The organism is Shewanella maritima (genome assembly GCF_043643735.1).
In the GTDB taxonomy this organism is placed as follows: Bacteria; Pseudomonadota; Gammaproteobacteria; order Enterobacterales; family Shewanellaceae; genus Shewanella; species Shewanella maritima_A.
Map to the genome: position 1 here is coordinate 1 of NZ_JBHZSM010000011.1, position 16,554 is coordinate 16,554.

Consider the following 16,554-nt stretch of genomic DNA (forward strand, 5'->3'; position numbering starts at 1 on the left):
GGAGAAGGATTCGAACCTTCGAAGGCTGAGCCGTCAGATTTACAGTCTGATCCCTTTGGCCACTCGGGAACCCCTCCTCAATTGCGGTCGCCATAGTAGTCACAATCATTTCTTATGTAAAGTCAAAAAACAAAAAAATCCTCAAGTATGCGTGTGACTGGTCGATAAAGTATCAAGATACGTAGCTGCTGATGTTTTTATATGCAAATTCCATTTCCAACAATCAATGAGTTGAATCTAGGTGACCGTTTAAATACGGATATTCACCAAGATCAACGCGGTGATTTTGGACTGATTCTGGCAATGTTGTCAGATGATGTACGTGAAATGGCACAATTTAACCTAGATAAACATATAACTGCTGATGAAAAGCTACAAAAAGAGCTGCAACTTCCACCTAAACAAGCCTTACTCCACAATTTATCTGACAAGCCTGATTGTATTGATCAGAGTAAAGCATTTCGCCAACAAGGGCAGCAGCAGTTTAATCTTGCAAACGCCCTTGTACCTGAAGCGTTTGTTACGCGCGGCCAATATGATGCAGACATGCAAACAGTATTAACCAACACAAGTCTACACTGTCGTGCCAGATTCAATAATGATCAAAGTAGTAATGAACATTCGAGGCAGAAACAACTGGCTGCATTAATGGAAGAGCATTGTTTCGTTGAAGAACTTGAAAAACAACGAACTTTTTCTAAACACCTTGCAGCAGCTTAAATTCATTCAGGTAGTTTCAAAAAATCAATCCAACTAGCTTTTTGATGAATAGACGATATCCTGATAATTGTGATGTATTTAGAAGTACATAGCGCTATTGTTAGATATAATACTCTAAATGAATCAACTCAAATTATCAGCGTAATAGAGGATTGATTATGGTTAATAAAATTATTGAGAAACAAACTAACGTTAATGATACTTGCACTGATTGTGGAAGCTATGCCGATATTGGCACTGTCATTGATGAATTTGATACACAGCTTGAAATTAAGTCATCAGAAACAAAGCAACAATTAGCCGATTTACTGGATAAAGCCAAAAAACGATTTTCGAATGTGAAATCAGAATTGAGAGCCCAAGATAATGAGCAAGTTTTAATCTTGGTTTTCGATGTTGCAGCGGAAAAAATGATTTTCCAGTTAGAAAATCAATTGTAAACACTGCATGGCAGTTAACATGATTCATATTGAAATCCTTGTATCAAATTAATTGCGCTTTATTGTTAAGATGTGTAACCTTGTGAAATAACACTAAAAACCACTACATGGCTAATGAAGTATTTTCCCCTTGCATGATAATAAGAGGGCTTGATAAGCAACATTTTAAGGTTGTTTTATCGTAACTCTTAAGCAAGCTTTTTTTGGGATTGTAATGAACCAAGAACAAGATCAGCACTTGTTGGAGTTAATTGTAAACTCCAGTGCTAAACAAAAAGGTGACTTTACTGGTACAGCAGAATTAGTCTGTGACAGTATTAGGCAATATAGTGATGCAAGCCAAGTTTCAGTTTGGCTGTTCAGACGTGACTTCAGTTTACAAGATCAAATACTCCCCAATTACCAGCAAGAAGTTTCATATACCTATAATAACGCTTTAATAGCCAAACGTAGTCATCACGACTGGAAAATAGGTACTCAAGAGTTACGCGCAAAATTAAGCTTTCCTGATGCTTATTTTAAATCTTTGCGAAAGCATCGTTACGTTTATACACAAGACCCTTCTTCTTATTTAGATTGTGACCCTTTCTATGACTATTTAAATCAAACAAAACTCAACTGTGTCTTGGATATTGCTATACGAATCAATGGTCACATAGAAGGGGTTTTATCCATTGAGCATATTCATTCAATCGATTTTGCTCAAGATGAACTACAGCTGTTTATTCAATGTGCGGATCAATTAGCTCTAACGCTTGCAACACGCCAAGCTTATGATAAAAATGAACAAATACACTTGTTGCGAAATGCAATTGATCAATCTCAGCATGTAGTGATGTTAGTAAATTTAGAAACCCAGCTCGTCGATTACGTCAACATTGCCCACCAAAAGATGACTGGTCTTAAACGTGAAACAGTCATAAACGGACATGTCAGCAACTTAGACATTTTTAGAAATAATCCTGAATACTTGGCGTTAGCCGTGGAACGTCTTAAACGCGCGGAAGTCTTGTCTGGTAACACAAAATTAAATCGGATTGATGGCAGTGAATACTACCTGCATTACCATATTACTCCATTTACCACTGAACAAGGCAATCAGTACGCCTTAGTATCAAGTTACGATAATTCATCTGAATATCAATATCGAGCAGAGCTTGAGAAGCTTGCTTGGCATTGTAGTCTGACGGGACTGAATAATCGTAGTTATTTTAAACCACTATTAGATAAGACAAAATCAGGTTATTTAGTTATTGTCGATATCATTGGTTTTAAGCGTTTTAATGACACTCATGGTCATGAATCGGGTGATGCGTTATTAATAGAATTCGCTAGACGGATTAAACATTTTGCTAAGGCTAATAAAGCAATCAATGTTTCCCGAATTGGAAGTGATGAGTTTGCTCTTATTTTACCAGAATCAGGCTTATTGAAGCAGACTGAGCAACTAATGCAAAAACTGTATCAAAAGCTAAATCAATCTGTAATGGTTAACAGAGAAAAGATTGAGGCCAAAGCGGCTATCGCCGTTGTCGATCTTAAGAGTTTAGCCAGTGGTTATGCACCATTATCATGCGCTGATATTGCACTGCAGAACGCAAAAAAATCAGTTTCAACTCATTTACAGTTTTTCAATAATGATTTGCTCAATACCTTTGAAAGTAACGCTGAGGTTGAACGTGACTTACGAAAAGCGATTTCAGGGCGTCAATTTGAACTTTATTATCAGCCGTTAAAAGATTTACAACAGCAAGATTATATCGGTGCTGAAGCACTTATTCGATGGAATCATCCAAAAAAAGGTGTGTTATACCCAGGCGCATTTATTGAAGTTGCTGAACAAACTGGTTTAATCAATGCCATGGGTGAATGGGTACTTGAAACCGCATGTAAGCAGCTCAATATTTGGCAACATAACAATCTTGAAATAAGCATGCATGTTAATGTAGCAGCAAGGCAATTCTTTAGTGGTAATTTGTTTGAGCAGGTTTGGACTTTATTAACTCGATACCGAATTAAACCACAAAGTTTGATTTTAGAAATTACTGAAACAGAGTTAATGGGTGATATTCGCTATGCCACTATGCTTTGTCAAGAGCTTGCTGATCTTGGAGTGGGGCTTGCAATTGATGACTTTGGCACCGGTTATAGTTCGATGAAATACCTTAAGCAATTCCCAATTACTAAGCTTAAAATAGACCGTTCATTTATCATGGATATTACTTCGAGCCATGAAAGTCGTGAAATAGTGAGCGCCATTATTGCGATGGCAAAAGCACTAAGAATATCGTTAACCGCAGAAGGGGTTGAAACACAAGAGCAGGAGAGATTCTTAACTGATTTGTGTTGTCATCACGCTCAAGGTTTCCTATATAGCCCAGCTTTACGCGTAAATGAATTTAGTCAGTTTATTGCGAATGATAAAAGGTTAAATAGTTAGCCGATAATTGTTACTTCAAACAACAGGCTTTGAATTTTTTACCACTATGGCAAACACAAGGTTCATTGCGCTTTGGCAACTTAGCTTGTAATTGCGTCCCATCTGTGTAAAACCACGTATGATCTACTTTTAAAAAATTAGAACATTCATGAATAGCGTCGATTTTGTTTCCCTCTTTATACCATGCTTGGAAAGTAACTGTTCCTGCATTTTGTGACTCAGTGTGAGACATGATTTGCAATCCAAGCCATTGAGGTGAACCTTGTGCCAGAATGTCAGCAGTTAAACCGTTTAAGAAATCATGGTGGTGAGTTTGAATTAGATAATCAAACTGATGTTTTACAAAAGCGCAGTATCTGGATTTCATCAATTGTAGTGGGGAAGAGGCAGTTAATTGTTGTCGGTGTAACATCTCACAACATTCTGCGTAAGTTATTTTACTACCGCAGGGACAAACGTAACTCATAAAGGGCGCTCTTGGATTTGATTGATATCATCATCAATTATTGACTCAGCTGGTTTTTCAGTATCAGGCTCGATAAATTGCCTTCCAAAGTATAAGTTAGCCGTTGGTTTAGAATTATAGTAAAACTCTGGTTTAGATCGTGTATTTGAATCAACAGCTATCAACCACTTTTTATCAATATAAGCATATCGATTTACAAACTTACCAGCAAACTCACTGACAGGTTCCCCCTTGTCATCTCGCGGGTGAACACGCACTAGGTAGTAGCCCACGTCAGTGGCTGAATTGACATTAATCTTACGGTCAATCACTCTGAAATCAACTTCAATATGTGCCGCTTTTTGACGCACTTTTGCAAAAAATTTCTTATACAATGCCAAAATATTATCTTTACCCAAAATAATTGGATCTTTTCTACTTTCAGAAATAAACACAGCATCATCAGTGTACACATTTGCAAGCTTATCTATGCTAAGTTCTTCAAAGCCTATGTAAAAGCTGACCACTGCTTCATTGAGCTCATTGTGGATTTGCTTTTCTCCTGCAGTAAGATTTTGACTGAAACATAACACAGCCAACACAAACAGTAGATAAAAAGCCTTGAAACGGAACATCACATTCATATAAAACGGTATCTCTGTATATGCAGAATTGTATTGGATAAATAATGAAACACATTTCTGACTTTTATGAGCAAGTTAACCTAAGTAATATGATAACTATAATTTATTCTTAGCCTTAGCCAAAGTTTAGAATGTTTACAAAGTGTGTAAGAGGTGGCAAATGATTGACGACAGTTCACTATTTTATGCCGAGATGGCAGATGTTGCTCCGCTAAAACAACAATCAACAACAGGCAACGTAATTGCTCAACATCAGTTTAAATCGTGTGAGTCACATCTGGCTAGACAAAATGCAGCTGCTACCAATGAACAGATAATGAGTCTGTGTGTGGAATCTAGATTGATACATCCAGTTAAACCTGACGAATATGTTGAGTTTCATATACAAGGTGTACAACACGCCGTATTTAAACAATTAAGACAAGGTCAGTATGAGTGTAAATCAATTTGTGATTTAACAGGCTTAAGCTTGATACAGGCGCGAGATTTTTTGTATAAGCATCTTTGTCAAAGTCACCAATTGGGCCATCGCACCTTACTCATTATTCACGGTAAAGGTCATCACAATAAACCTTACCCTGCCATCTTAAAGAGTGCAGTCGCGCAATGGTTAACTCAAATAGATGTTGTGCAAGCCTATTCATCTGCAACAAAAGACAAAGGTGGCACGGGTGCAATGTTCGTTATGTTAAGTAAATCTCATCGAGCAAGAATTGAAACAAGTGAACAAAATAGAAAGGGAAGTGGCAGACGATAGCAGAGCTAGTAATTTTATTTTACATAACAAAAATCAACCTTGTTTATGACTTTTTAATGATAATTACTTGTTTAAGGTTGCTCTACGTTAAATTTGCACACCCATTTTATACGTTTGTTTAAAGTAAACAAATTCCATATTCCTACTGTGCTTATTCGCCTATTGATTATCCCTGTATAACAGTTCGCTTTTAAATATTGTTCTAAATGTCCTACCAAAGACACTTCTAGTCGGTAAAAGACTAAAATTTACATGTAAATAACATTGACATCTGTTCGCTCAATGATTAATTTAAACGGGTGTTTTAAATTACTTGGGTTATAAGGATGGCAAGTCGCACCGATACCAAAACCAGAATTCTGGATGCAGCAGAAAAGTTGTTTGCAGAACGCGGGTTTTCAGAAACCTCTTTACGGTTAATCACCAGTAAAGCTGAGGTTAACTTAGCGTCAGTAAACTACCATTTTGGTTCTAAAAAAGAATTAATTCGGGCTGTATTGGCTAGGTACCTAGATGTATTTATGCCAAGTGCAGCGAATGAGATCGTGAGTTTACAGCAAGCACCAGAACAAGCATCGTTAAATGAAATTTTTTCGACGTTAATCAAACCTCTACTTGAATTAAATCAGGTACGTACTGGTGGCACAATTATCTTTTTACAGTTGCTAGGTCGCGGCTACATAGAAAGCCAAGGTCATTTAAGATGGTTTATCACTACGCATTATGGTGAACACCTTGCTACTTTTGTTAGTGCCGTTACCAAAAGTGCGCCGCATATACCCGCGGTTGAAATGTTTTGGCGTTTACACTTCACGCTGGGCACCATTGTGTTCACTATGGCTTCTGCTGATGCGCTTAATGAGATTGCTGCTGCAGATTATGATGAGCATAATGATACTGAAGCTATTATCCGTAAAGTAATTCCATATATGGCAGCTGGTGTAGCTGTTCCTGTGAGTTAGTCACTAAGTAGGTTCCAATGTTGAGTATTGTTATAGTTTTAATTATCGCGGTTGCGGTACTCTTTGGTATTCGTAGTATCCGTATTCGCTTTATTACCGAGCCAGCATTTAAGTTTTTTAAGAAAGTCTTACCTCCTTTATCAAGCACTGAAAAAGAGGCAATGGAAGCAGGAGATGTTTGGTGGGAAGGTGAGTTATTTAAAGGAAAGCCTGATTGGGACAAGTTGCTCAATTATGGTAAACCCGGGCTTACGGTTGAAGAGCAGCATTTCTTAGATAATCAAGTGCAAACTGCGCTAGCAATGATTGATGACTTTGACATCGTCCATCAGCGCAAAGATTTACCGCCAGAGCTATGGGATTACTTCAAAAAAGAAGGTTTTTTTGCCTTAATTATTCCTAAAAAATACGGTGGTCGTGAGTTTTCAGCTTATGCAAATTCAACCATTGTGGCTAAGCTAGCTTCGCGCAGTATCAGTGCAGCTGTTACTGTTATGGTGCCTAATTCATTAGGTCCTGGTGAGTTATTAACTCACTATGGTACGCAGGAGCAAAAAGATCATTGGTTACCTTCATTATCAAAAGGTGATGATATCCCATGTTTCGCACTAACTGGACCAGAAGCGGGTAGTGATGCAGGCGCCATTCCAGACATAGGCATTGTGTGTCGCCGTGAATTTAACGATGAAGAAGTATTAGGCATTAGTTTAACGTGGAACAAACGTTATATTACGCTTGCTCCTGTAGCGACAGTATTAGGTCTTGCTTTCCAAATGCGTGATCCTGATGGCTTACTAGGTGAGCAAGAAAACATCGGCATCACATGTGCCCTGATCCCAACAGACCATCCTGGCGTTGAAATCGGTAACCGTCATAACCCTTTAACAATGGCGTTTATGAATGGTACAACTTCTGGTGAAGATGTCTTTATACCATTAGATTGGATTATCGGTGGCCCACAATATGCCGGTCGCGGTTGGCGCATGCTAGTTGAGTGTTTATCAGCAGGTCGTGGTATTTCTTTACCTGCTCTTGCTACAGCATCTGGTCATGTCACCACCAAAACCACAACAGCATATAGCTATGTTCGACAACAATTTGGTATGCCGATTGGTTATTTTGAGGGTGTACAGGAAGCGATGGCAAGAATTATCGCTAACACTTATCAACTTGAAGCTTCGCGCAGGTTAACGACATTAGGAATTGACTTAAAAGTTAAACCATCAGTTGTGACTGCCATTGCAAAGTATCATATGACTGAGCTTGGACGTGAAGTTGTTAATGATGCTATGGATATTCAGTCGGGTAAGGGTATTCAGCTTGGGCCTAAAAACTATCTTGGCCATGCCTTTATGGCGACACCAATCTCAATTACGGTTGAAGGTGCAAATATTCTAACCCGATCATTGATGATTTTTGGTCAAGGTGCCACACGTTGTCATCCTTATGTTCTTCCTGAAATGGAAGCTGCTGGTATGGAAGATTACTCTGCAGGCTTAGCAAGATTCGATACCTTGTTATTAGGACATATCGGTTATGCAACACGTAATGCATTATCATCTATAGCAAACGCACTCACGGCAAGTAAATTTGCTGGCACTCCTGTTAGTGGGCCAACACGTGGTTACTATAAAGATATGACACGTATATCTGCTGCATTAGCCACTATGACTGACATATCTATGTTAATTCTTGGCGGAGATTTAAAGCGCAAAGAAATGATCTCAGCACGGATGGGTGATGTTCTGAGCCAGCTGTATCTTGCATCAGCAACGCTTAAGCATTATGAAGATAATGGCCGTCAACATGATGATTTGCCTGTTGTTCACTATGTCATGCAACAACGTTTGCACTTTGCTGCTAAAGCTTTAGAAGAGGCGATTCGTAACTTCCCAAGTAAATTCATCGGTTTGCTTTTACGTATTATTGTTTTCCCATTAGGGAATCACTTTAATGCCCCGAGTGATCAAGCTGCAGTTAAATTATGTATGGAAATGATGAAACCCAGTCCAGCACGTGACAGATTAACCTTCTTATGTGGTGAGTTTGATGGAGACACGAGTGGAATAGCTGAAGTTGAAGCGGCCTTCATTGCAAAATACCAAGCTAAAGATTTATTCAAACGTCTTAAACAAGCACAAAAGAAAGGGGAGTTACCAGCGAAAGTGCCAATGCTAACTTTATTTGATATAGCATTAGCCAATGAGGTAATTAATCAACAGGAATTTGAACAATTAGTGGAAGCTGACGCACTTCGTTTAGCAGCTATTAATGTGGATGAGTTTAAAAAGTTATAGTGTTGATAACTCATAAAACAAAGCAGGCACTAAGCCTGCTTTTTTATTAACAATTTTAAAGTTCAAATTTTCTAGACAAGCCCATTTTATATCTATGCTTAACTTTGTTAGAAAAACTAGCAAACGTTAGTCTCAAAAAAGCCGAAGCATTTACTTCGGCTTTCAAATATCGTTAGCTAAGGAACTAAGATTTAAGCGACAACTAGGATCTTACAAGTGTTCGTACCACCAATAGTTTCCATAGCATCACCTTTAGTCATTAGCACTTTATCACCTGACTTAAGGTAACCTGCTTCAACCATAGCTTTTAACGCTGCTTTTGCTAGTTCGTCTGCACGGTATTGAGTTGAATCAAAGAACATTGGCTGAACACCGCGATATAACGCCATACTCGCTAATGTTTTATCGTGACGTGAAAGCGCAAAAATAGGCAAAGATGAGCTTATGCGTGACATGTACTTAGCTGTACGCCCTGACTCAGTTAATGAAATAATTGCTTTCATGCCTTCTAAATGATTGGCAGCATACATAGTAGATAAAGCAATGGTTTCTTCAATTGAAGAGAAGCTTTGATCTAAACGATGTTTTGATACAACAACGCTTGGGTGAGTTTCAGCACCAGCACAAACATTAGCCATTGCTTTAACGGTTTCTTCTGGGAAGTCACCTGCAGCAGTTTCTGCTGAAAGCATAACCGCATCTGTACCATCTAAAACAGCATTAGCAACGTCCATAACCTCTGCACGTGTTGGCATTGGGCTTGAAATCATTGATTCCATCATTTGTGTAGCTGTTATAACGGCCTTATTCAACTGGCGTGAACGTAAGATAAGTTTCTTTTGAACTGCAACTAAAGCAGCATCACCAATCTCAACACCTAAATCGCCTCGGGCAACCATCACAACATCACAAGCATTAATGACATCATCCATTGCTTCATCACTTGCAATGGCTTCTGCTCGTTCAACTTTAGCAACAATTAGCGCATTACTACCGGCTTCAACGGCTAATGAACGTGCTAAATCTAAATCGGCACCAGTACGTGGGAATGACACGGCTAAGTAGTCAACATCAATCAGTGCAGCTGTTTTAATGTCAGCTCTATCTTTGTCAGTTAGAGCAGGGGCTGTCAGTCCGCCACCTTGCTTGTTGATACCTTTGTTATTAGATAAAGGACCAGCAACTGTAACTGTTGTATGAACTCGACGACCTTCAACCTTCTCGACACGTAATTGAACACGGCCATCGTCTAACATTAAGATATCGCCAATATTTACATCATCTGGCAATTGTTTGTAATCAATACCAACTTGTTGCTCATCACCTTCGCCTTTACCTAGTTCAGCATCCAAAATGAAAACATCACCAAGGTTAAGCTGGATTTTCTTATTGTCCTTAAAAGTTGAAACACGAATTTTAGGACCTTGTAAGTCACCTAAGATAGCAACGTGTGTGCCTAACTCAGCAGCAATAGCACGGACTTCATTAGCACGCTTTTGATGATCTTCAGGTGTACCGTGGGAAAAATTCATGCGGACAACATTTGCACCAGCTTTAATAATCTTACGTAGATTGTCATCGCGGTCAGTTGCTGGACCTAAGGTCGTTACGATTTTAGTTCTGCGGAACATGTGATACTCCGTTAATGATTTGAAAGAATCTGTTTTAAAAGTACAGCTACTAACTTGGTACTTTCAAGATAAACGCATTCTACCAGACATAGACTGAAAATGTAGTAAAGTTACAAACAAAATAGACCATAATAGTGTTTATTTTTTGTGACGGACTAAGAGTTTTTGATATAAAAAAGGCTAAACCGTGAAAACAGCTTAGCCTTTAATCATTGCGAGTTTATTAAATGAACAACAAACACTGTTAATAAAATTACTAAATTTGCCTATCATTTAAGCACAATTTGATAAGTTAACAAGTTAGATAGTTAAGTCTTTATTCACTCGCGATTCTTTCAGTACTTCTTTTACACGCTTTAGGTTATCTCTGAAACGAGGTCCGCGACGCAATGTAAAACCAGTTGCGAGTACATCTACAGTAACTAATTGTGCTAAGCGCGATGCCATCGGAAGGTATAAATCAGTATCTTCAGGCACTTCCATAGTCACAGGTAGCGTACATTCCATTGATAAGGGCGAGTTTCTAGCTGTAATTCCTAATACCGCAGCACCATTCTCACGTGCAATTCTTGCGATCTCAATCAGTGACTTAGTACGTCCTGTATGAGAAATCAAAACGACTACATCACCTTCATTACAATTAATACAGCTCATACGTTGCATGAGTACATCATCAAAACAAATAACAGGGACGTTAAAGCGAAAGAACTTGTTTTGAGCATCATGAGCAACAGATGCTGATGCACCAAGGCCAAAGAATGAAATGGTCTTAGCTTGAGTTAATATATCTACAGCTTTATTAATAGCACTTGGATCTAAGCTCTGTCTGGCAGTATCAAGCGATGCCATTGAAGATTCGAATATTTTAGTTGTATATGAATCTGGCGAGTCATCCTCTTCTACATGACGGCTGACATAAGGTGTCCCATTAGCGAGACTTTGTGCCAAATGTAACTTAAAATCAGGGAAGCCTTTAGTGTCTAGTCGACGGCAAAAGCGGTTAACTGTAGGCTCACTTACATCAGCCATTTTAGCCAGTGTTGCAATACTAGAGTGGATGGCTGTTTGTGGTGAAGCCAAAATAACTTCAGCAACCTTACGTTCAGACTTACTAAATTGTGTAAGGCTCTTTTGGACCTTTTCCAGAGTATTCATATGCATGTATCCGCTAAAATGGGTGTATCATCAATTTTTGGCTTTTAAAACAACAGTAAAGAAAGTGTAGTTAACACAACCTACAATGATAACCATTGCCTCTGTAGTAATCTTACACGTACTTTATTGATCAAAATTGAAAAATAGTAAACCGTTGTGTTTCAAAATCATATCAGATTATAGAAGGCAATGCCTAGATTGATAACAATAGATTATTTGCAAATTATTGATGCAATCGACACTTTCTGTTGTTATATTACAACAAAAGCGTAGTTTTTCCATTAGATTAACATCTAAAAAACGCACGAGAATATGGAGAGTTATCAGCAATGACCAATTCAAAAGGCGCAAAAGCCTGTGATTTTGTACTTTTTGGTACAAAAGGTGATTTAGCAAGACGTAAGTTACTGCCGTCTTTATATCAGTTAGATAAAGCCAACTTATTAGATGAAGCAACCAAAGTCATCGGCGTTGCTAAAGATGCGTTTACTGCAGATGAATTCATTGAGTTAGTAACAAAAGCATTAAACACTTTTGTAAAAGAAGAATTATGCCAAGAAACCTTGTCGCGTTTTTTGTCACGATGCCACTATATTGGTACTGATTTCAAAAACTCTGAAGGTTATAAAGCTTTCAATGGTTTACTCAATCCTGACGAACGCGTCATGGTTAACTACTTCGCTACACCTCCTTCAATATTTGGTGATATTTGCCGTTGTTTGCATGAACAAAACCTTATTCATAACGATACACGTGTCGTTCTTGAAAAACCTATCGGAACTGATCTTGCTTCCTCACATGTTATCAATGATCAAGTAGCAGAATTCTTTAACGAGAATCAGGTCTATCGAATTGACCATTACTTAGGAAAAGAGACTGTTCAAAACCTTATTGCATTACGCTTTGCCAATTCATTGTTCGCATCCAAGTGGGACAATCGTACTATTGACCATGTACAAATCACTGTTGCTGAAGAAGTTGGCATTGAAGGCCGATGGGGTTACTTCGATGGCGCTGGTCAAATGCGCGACATGATCCAAAATCACTTACTACAAGTGCTCACTTTAGTCGCTATGGATCCACCTGTTAATCTTGATGCTGATAGTATTCGTGACGAAAAAGTCAAAGTGCTAAAATCGTTGCGACCAATTAACCGTGACAACGTATATGAAAACACAGTACGTGGTCAGTACACTGCCGGTTACTTGAAAGGCTCACCTGTACCAGGTTATTTAGAAGAAGAGGGAGCTAACACCAACTCTAATACTGAGACCTTTGTGGCACTTCGTGTAGATATCGACAATTGGCGTTGGGCCGGTGTACCGTTTTATCTTCGAAGCGGTAAACGTATGCCATTTAAGAGTTCCGAAATTGTTGTTTATTTCAAAAATCCGCCTCATAACCTTTATCGCTCAAGTTACCGTAATTTGCCGCCTAATAAACTGACGATTCGTTTACAGCCTCATGAAGGGGTTGAAATTCAAATGATGAATAAAGTACCAGGTCTAGAGCAACAGCAACGACTACAAACAACAAAATTAGATTTAAGCTTTACTGACACCTTCAAAAATGATCGTATTGCTGATGCTTATGAGCGTTTGTTATTAGAAGCAATGTTAGGCAATCAGGCACTGTTTGTTCGTCGGGATGAAGTTGAGCAAGCTTGGACATGGGTTGACGGTATTATTCAATCATGGGAACAAAGCGGCGAGTTACCTAAGACATATCCTGCTGGTACGTGGGGACCTGTTGCCTCTGTTGCGTTAATCACAAAAGATGGTCGTTCTTGGGACGAGTAGGAGGCAATATGATTAAAGAAAGCGTATTCAAACACTTTGAAAACACAGCTGATCTTGAACAAACATTGGCAGAGAAAATTGCCAATCAATTACAAGATGCCGTTGATGCTCGTGGTAAAGCAAGTTTAGTGGTTTCTGGCGGTTCAACTCCATTGAAATTATTTCAACTGTTAAGTAAAAAGCTCATTGACTGGAGTGATGTATATATCACCTTGGCAGATGAACGCTGGGTTGATGCTGATGAAAAAGATTCAAATGAAAGATTAGTTCGTGAGAACTTACTGCAGCATAGAGCGGCTAGTGCCAAGTTCAGAGGTTTGAAGAATATGTTTGCCACCCCAGAAAAAGGGTGTGATATGACAGCAGAGTCGCTAGCTAACTTTCCAAGACCATTTGATGTCGTGGTTCTAGGTATGGGAACGGACGGTCACACTTGTTCTTGGTTCCCATGTAGTAAGGAATTGAACGGAGCGTTAGAGACTAAAAAATTATGTGCAGCAGTTAATCCAACCACAGCGCCACATGCACGTATAACACTGTCTAAAGATGCAATTTTATCAAGTCGTCAAATCTATTTACATTTAGTTGGCGAGTCAAAATTATCTGTTTATCGTCAGGCTTTACAGAGCGATAACGTCAATGAAATGCCTATAAGAGCTGTGCTAGCCCAACGAAAAGCGCCAGTCGATGTGTTCTATAGTGCATAAGGAGTAAGTTATGAACTCAGTGGTTCAAGCGGTAACCAATCGAATTATTGAACGTAGTAAGCCAACTAGAGCAGCTTATCTTGCAGCACTGCAAGATGCTAAATCAAAAGGCGTACACCGTAGTGCATTAAGTTGTGGCAATTTGGCCCATGGTTTTGCAGCATGCCAGCCTGTAGAGAAAGATTCATTACGACAATTAACCAAAGCGAATATCGGTATTGTAACGGCGTTTAATGACATGCTTTCTGCACACCAACCATACGAACATTACCCTGAACTATTGAAGGAAGCATGTTCTGAAGTTGGCAGTGTTGCTCAAGTTGCCGGTGGTGTACCTGCTATGTGTGATGGTGTCACCCAAGGCCAGCCAGGGATGGAGTTGAGTTTACTGAGTCGTGAAGTCATTGCTATGTCTACTGCAGTTGGCTTATCACACAACATGTTTGATGGCGCTTTATTACTGGGTATTTGTGACAAAATTGTCCCTGGATTATTAATCGGCGCATTAAGTTTTGGTCACTTACCCATGTTATTTGTGCCCGCAGGCCCAATGAAAAGTGGTATTCCAAACAAAGAAAAAGCACGTATTAGACAACAATTTGCTCAAGGTAAGGTTGATCGTGAGGCTTTATTAGATGCGGAATCTAAGTCTTACCACAGTGCAGGCACGTGTACCTTCTATGGTACTGCGAACTCAAATCAGTTAATGCTTGAAGTAATGGGCCTGCAATTACCTGGCTCCTCTTTTGTTAATCCTGATGATCCATTACGTGAAGCGCTAAGCAACATGGCGGCTAAACAAGTATGTCGTATAACATCGATGGGCACTCAATATGCACCTATTGGTGAAATCGTGTCAGAAAAATCAGTGGTTAATGGCATTGTTGCTTTATTGGCAACTGGCGGCTCAACCAATCTAACCATGCACATCGTCGCAGCAGCTCGTGCAGCTGGCATTATCATTAACTGGGATGACTTTTCTGAACTATCAGATGCAGCGCCCTTGCTTGCTCGTGTTTATCCTAATGGTCATGCCGATATCAATCATTTCCACGCAGCCGGCGGTATGGCTTTCCTGATTAAAGAATTATTGGATGCAGGTTTATTACATGAAGATGTATTAACCGTGGCTGGGTTTGGATTACGCCGTTATACCCAAGAGCCTCGCCTGATTGATGGTGAACTCACCTGGGTTGATGGACCGACTAATAGTTTAGACACTGAAGTGTTAACGCCAGTTAGTGACGCATTCCAAGCAAATGGTGGTTTGAAACTAATGAAGGGTAATCTTGGACGTGCGGTCATTAAAGTATCCGCAGTGCAAGAAGAAAACCGAGTAGTTGAAGCACCTGCAATTGTCATTGATGATCAAAATAAACTCGATGCAATTTTCCAAGCTGGTGATTTAAACCGTGATTGTGTTGTTGTAGTTAAAGGTCAGGGGCCTAAAGCTAATGGTATGCCTGAGCTACACAAACTCACACCATATCTTGGTTCACTTCAAGATCAGGGTTTTAAAGTCGCGCTTGTTACTGATGGTCGTATGTCTGGTGCATCAGGCAAAGTCCCCGCAGCAATTCACCTCACTCCAGAAGCTATTGATGGTGGTTTAATTGCCAAAGTTAAAGATGGTGATTTAATCCGTGTTGATGGTATTAAAGGTGAATTAAGTTTGCTTGTTGATGATTCTGAGTTAGGTCAAAGACAAGCCGAAACGATTGATCTTACACCAGTAAGTTTTGGAATGGGAAGAGAATTATTCGGTGCATTACGCAGTAATTTAAGCAGTCCTGAAACAGGTGCACGCTGTACTGCAGCAATTGATGAAAAAGTAGCTTAAGGAACACTGATAGATGTCAAATAATAATTGGGTTATTCAACCACAAGATGTTTTTAAACGTAGTCCTGTTGTTCCGGTAATGGTTATCAACAATATTGAACATGCTGTGCCATTAGCCAAGGCACTAGTTGCAGGTGGTATTTCTGTATTAGAAGTAACATTACGTACCGAATGTGCACTTGAAGCTATTGCATTAATTGCAAAAGAAGTTCCAGAAGCGCTCGTTGGCGCTGGCACAATTTTGAATGAAGAGCAGCTTCAGCAAGCCATTGATGCTGGTTCACAATTTATTATTACGCCAGGTGCGACCGTTGACCTATTAAAAGCTGCTCAACAAGGTACTGTTCCCTTGATCCCTGGCGTTGCGAGTATTTCTGAAGTGATGGTGGGTATGGAACTTGGATATGATCATTTCAAGTTCTTCCCAGCTGAGGCATCTGGTGGTGTAAATGCACTTAAATCATTTGGCGGCCCATTGGCTAACATTCGTTTTTGCCCAACAGGTGGCATAGGCCCTGCCAGCTACAAAGACTATCTGTCACTAAAGAATGTTGATTGTATTGGCGGCAGTTGGATTGCACCAACAGACGCGGTTGATAATGAAGACTGGGCACGTATTACACAGTTGTGTAAAGAAGCTCTTGATGGTCTGAATTAATTTGTTGATATCTATGAAAAAGCCTGCTGATGCAGGCTTTTTTATTGAATCATTCCTCT

General features: G+C 39.4%; 14 protein-coding genes. 10 read left to right on the forward strand and 4 right to left on the reverse strand.

The window, feature by feature from the left end; all coding sequences use genetic code 11:
* Positions 1-201 precede the first annotated feature (201 nt).
* The 3 genes from ACHUGF_RS12325 to ACHUGF_RS12335 all read left to right on the forward strand — a co-directional run bounded on the left by ACHUGF_RS12325 (position 202) and on the right by ACHUGF_RS12335 (position 3,600).
* Positions 202-720 (forward strand): VC2046/SO_2500 family protein, encoded by a 519-nt coding sequence (locus ACHUGF_RS12325; RefSeq protein ID WP_394131588.1) that lies wholly within the window; start codon positions 202-204, stop codon positions 718-720.
* Positions 721-878: 158 nt separating this feature from the next.
* Positions 879-1,160, forward strand: coding sequence for a DUF406 family protein (locus ACHUGF_RS12330; RefSeq protein ID WP_394131590.1), 282 nt, complete (start codon positions 879-881; stop codon positions 1,158-1,160).
* A gap of 214 nt (positions 1,161-1,374) precedes the next feature.
* Complete coding sequence (locus ACHUGF_RS12335) at positions 1,375-3,600, forward strand: bifunctional diguanylate cyclase/phosphodiesterase (RefSeq protein WP_394131592.1); 2,226 nt, start codon at positions 1,375-1,377, stop codon at positions 3,598-3,600.
* Positions 3,601-3,610: 10 nt separating this feature from the next.
* Here ACHUGF_RS12335 and ACHUGF_RS12340 read toward each other — a convergent pair whose 3' ends face one another.
* Both ACHUGF_RS12340 and ACHUGF_RS12345 read right to left on the reverse strand, forming a co-directional pair.
* Positions 3,611-4,066, reverse strand: a complete 456-nt coding sequence (locus ACHUGF_RS12340) for a YchJ family protein (protein WP_394131593.1) — start codon at positions 4,064-4,066, stop codon at positions 3,611-3,613.
* Complete coding sequence (locus ACHUGF_RS12345) at positions 4,063-4,680, reverse strand: YybH family protein (protein WP_394131595.1); 618 nt, start codon at positions 4,678-4,680, stop codon at positions 4,063-4,065. Before ACHUGF_RS12345 ends, ACHUGF_RS12340 begins: the two co-directional genes overlap by 4 nt.
* 169 nt (positions 4,681-4,849) lie before the next feature.
* On the opposite strand from ACHUGF_RS12345, the gene smrA reads away from it, so the two are divergent.
* The 3 genes from smrA (at position 4,850) to ACHUGF_RS12360 (ending at position 8,705) form a co-directional block, all read left to right on the forward strand.
* On the forward strand, positions 4,850-5,446 hold the full coding sequence (smrA, locus tag ACHUGF_RS12350) for a DNA endonuclease SmrA (RefSeq protein WP_394131597.1): 597 nt from the start codon (positions 4,850-4,852) through the stop codon (positions 5,444-5,446).
* A gap of 326 nt (positions 5,447-5,772) precedes the next feature.
* Positions 5,773-6,408, forward strand: a complete 636-nt coding sequence (gene psrA / locus ACHUGF_RS12355; protein WP_394131599.1) for a TetR family transcriptional repressor PsrA — start codon at positions 5,773-5,775, stop codon at positions 6,406-6,408.
* A gap of 17 nt (positions 6,409-6,425) precedes the next feature.
* Positions 6,426-8,705: an acyl-CoA dehydrogenase gene (locus tag ACHUGF_RS12360; RefSeq protein WP_394131600.1), complete on the forward strand. Its 2,280-nt coding sequence runs from the start codon at positions 6,426-6,428 to the stop codon at positions 8,703-8,705.
* A gap of 191 nt (positions 8,706-8,896) precedes the next feature.
* Here ACHUGF_RS12360 and pyk read toward each other — a convergent pair whose 3' ends face one another.
* Both pyk and ACHUGF_RS12370 read right to left on the reverse strand, forming a co-directional pair.
* Positions 8,897-10,336 (reverse strand): pyruvate kinase, encoded by a 1,440-nt coding sequence (gene pyk / locus ACHUGF_RS12365; protein ID WP_394131602.1) that lies wholly within the window; start codon positions 10,334-10,336, stop codon positions 8,897-8,899.
* Between the two features lie 300 nt (positions 10,337-10,636).
* A complete protein-coding gene (locus ACHUGF_RS12370; protein WP_394131604.1) occupies positions 10,637-11,491 on the reverse strand; it encodes a MurR/RpiR family transcriptional regulator in 855 nt (284 codons plus the stop codon).
* A gap of 329 nt (positions 11,492-11,820) precedes the next feature.
* Here ACHUGF_RS12370 and zwf point away from each other — a divergent pair, with 329 nt between their 5' ends.
* Genes zwf through ACHUGF_RS12390 form a run of 4 tightly spaced genes read left to right on the forward strand, consistent with a single transcriptional unit; the run spans position 11,821 to position 16,495 of the window.
* Positions 11,821-13,290, forward strand: coding sequence for a glucose-6-phosphate dehydrogenase (gene zwf, locus ACHUGF_RS12375; protein ID WP_394131605.1), 1,470 nt, complete (start codon positions 11,821-11,823; stop codon positions 13,288-13,290).
* Positions 13,291-13,298: 8 nt separating this feature from the next.
* The gene (pgl, locus tag ACHUGF_RS12380; protein WP_394131607.1) at positions 13,299-13,997 is read left to right on the forward strand and encodes a 6-phosphogluconolactonase; all 699 of its coding nucleotides are present in this window, start codon (positions 13,299-13,301) and stop codon (positions 13,995-13,997) included.
* A 10-nt stretch (positions 13,998-14,007) separates the two neighbouring features.
* Positions 14,008-15,837, forward strand: a complete 1,830-nt coding sequence (edd, locus tag ACHUGF_RS12385; RefSeq protein WP_394131609.1) for a phosphogluconate dehydratase — start codon at positions 14,008-14,010, stop codon at positions 15,835-15,837.
* Positions 15,838-15,850: 13 nt separating this feature from the next.
* Positions 15,851-16,495: a bifunctional 4-hydroxy-2-oxoglutarate aldolase/2-dehydro-3-deoxy-phosphogluconate aldolase gene (locus ACHUGF_RS12390; RefSeq protein ID WP_394131611.1), complete on the forward strand. Its 645-nt coding sequence runs from the start codon at positions 15,851-15,853 to the stop codon at positions 16,493-16,495.
* The last annotated feature ends 59 nt before the right edge of the window (positions 16,496-16,554 follow it).

Bases quoted from the DNA above. Each gene is read 5' to 3' on its own strand.
- ACHUGF_RS12325 (WP_394131588.1), top strand. From the start codon at position 202: ATGCAAATTCCATTTCCAACAATCAATGAGTTGAATCTAGGTGACCGT.
- ACHUGF_RS12330 (WP_394131590.1), top strand. From the start codon at position 879: ATGGTTAATAAAATTATTGAGAAACAAACTAACGTTAATGATACTTGC.
- ACHUGF_RS12335 (WP_394131592.1), top strand. From the start codon at position 1,375: ATGAACCAAGAACAAGATCAGCACTTGTTGGAGTTAATTGTAAACTCC.
- ACHUGF_RS12340 (WP_394131593.1), bottom strand. From the start codon at position 4,066: ATGAGTTACGTTTGTCCCTGCGGTAGTAAAATAACTTACGCAGAATGT.
- ACHUGF_RS12345 (WP_394131595.1), bottom strand. From the start codon at position 4,680: ATGTTCCGTTTCAAGGCTTTTTATCTACTGTTTGTGTTGGCTGTGTTA.
- smrA (WP_394131597.1), top strand. From the start codon at position 4,850: ATGATTGACGACAGTTCACTATTTTATGCCGAGATGGCAGATGTTGCT.
- psrA (WP_394131599.1), top strand. From the start codon at position 5,773: ATGGCAAGTCGCACCGATACCAAAACCAGAATTCTGGATGCAGCAGAA.
- ACHUGF_RS12360 (WP_394131600.1), top strand. From the start codon at position 6,426: ATGTTGAGTATTGTTATAGTTTTAATTATCGCGGTTGCGGTACTCTTT.
- pyk (WP_394131602.1), bottom strand. From the start codon at position 10,336: ATGTTCCGCAGAACTAAAATCGTAACGACCTTAGGTCCAGCAACTGAC.
- ACHUGF_RS12370 (WP_394131604.1), bottom strand. From the start codon at position 11,491: ATGAATACTCTGGAAAAGGTCCAAAAGAGCCTTACACAATTTAGTAAG.
- zwf (WP_394131605.1), top strand. From the start codon at position 11,821: ATGACCAATTCAAAAGGCGCAAAAGCCTGTGATTTTGTACTTTTTGGT.
- pgl (WP_394131607.1), top strand. From the start codon at position 13,299: ATGATTAAAGAAAGCGTATTCAAACACTTTGAAAACACAGCTGATCTT.
- edd (WP_394131609.1), top strand. From the start codon at position 14,008: ATGAACTCAGTGGTTCAAGCGGTAACCAATCGAATTATTGAACGTAGT.
- ACHUGF_RS12390 (WP_394131611.1), top strand. From the start codon at position 15,851: ATGTCAAATAATAATTGGGTTATTCAACCACAAGATGTTTTTAAACGT.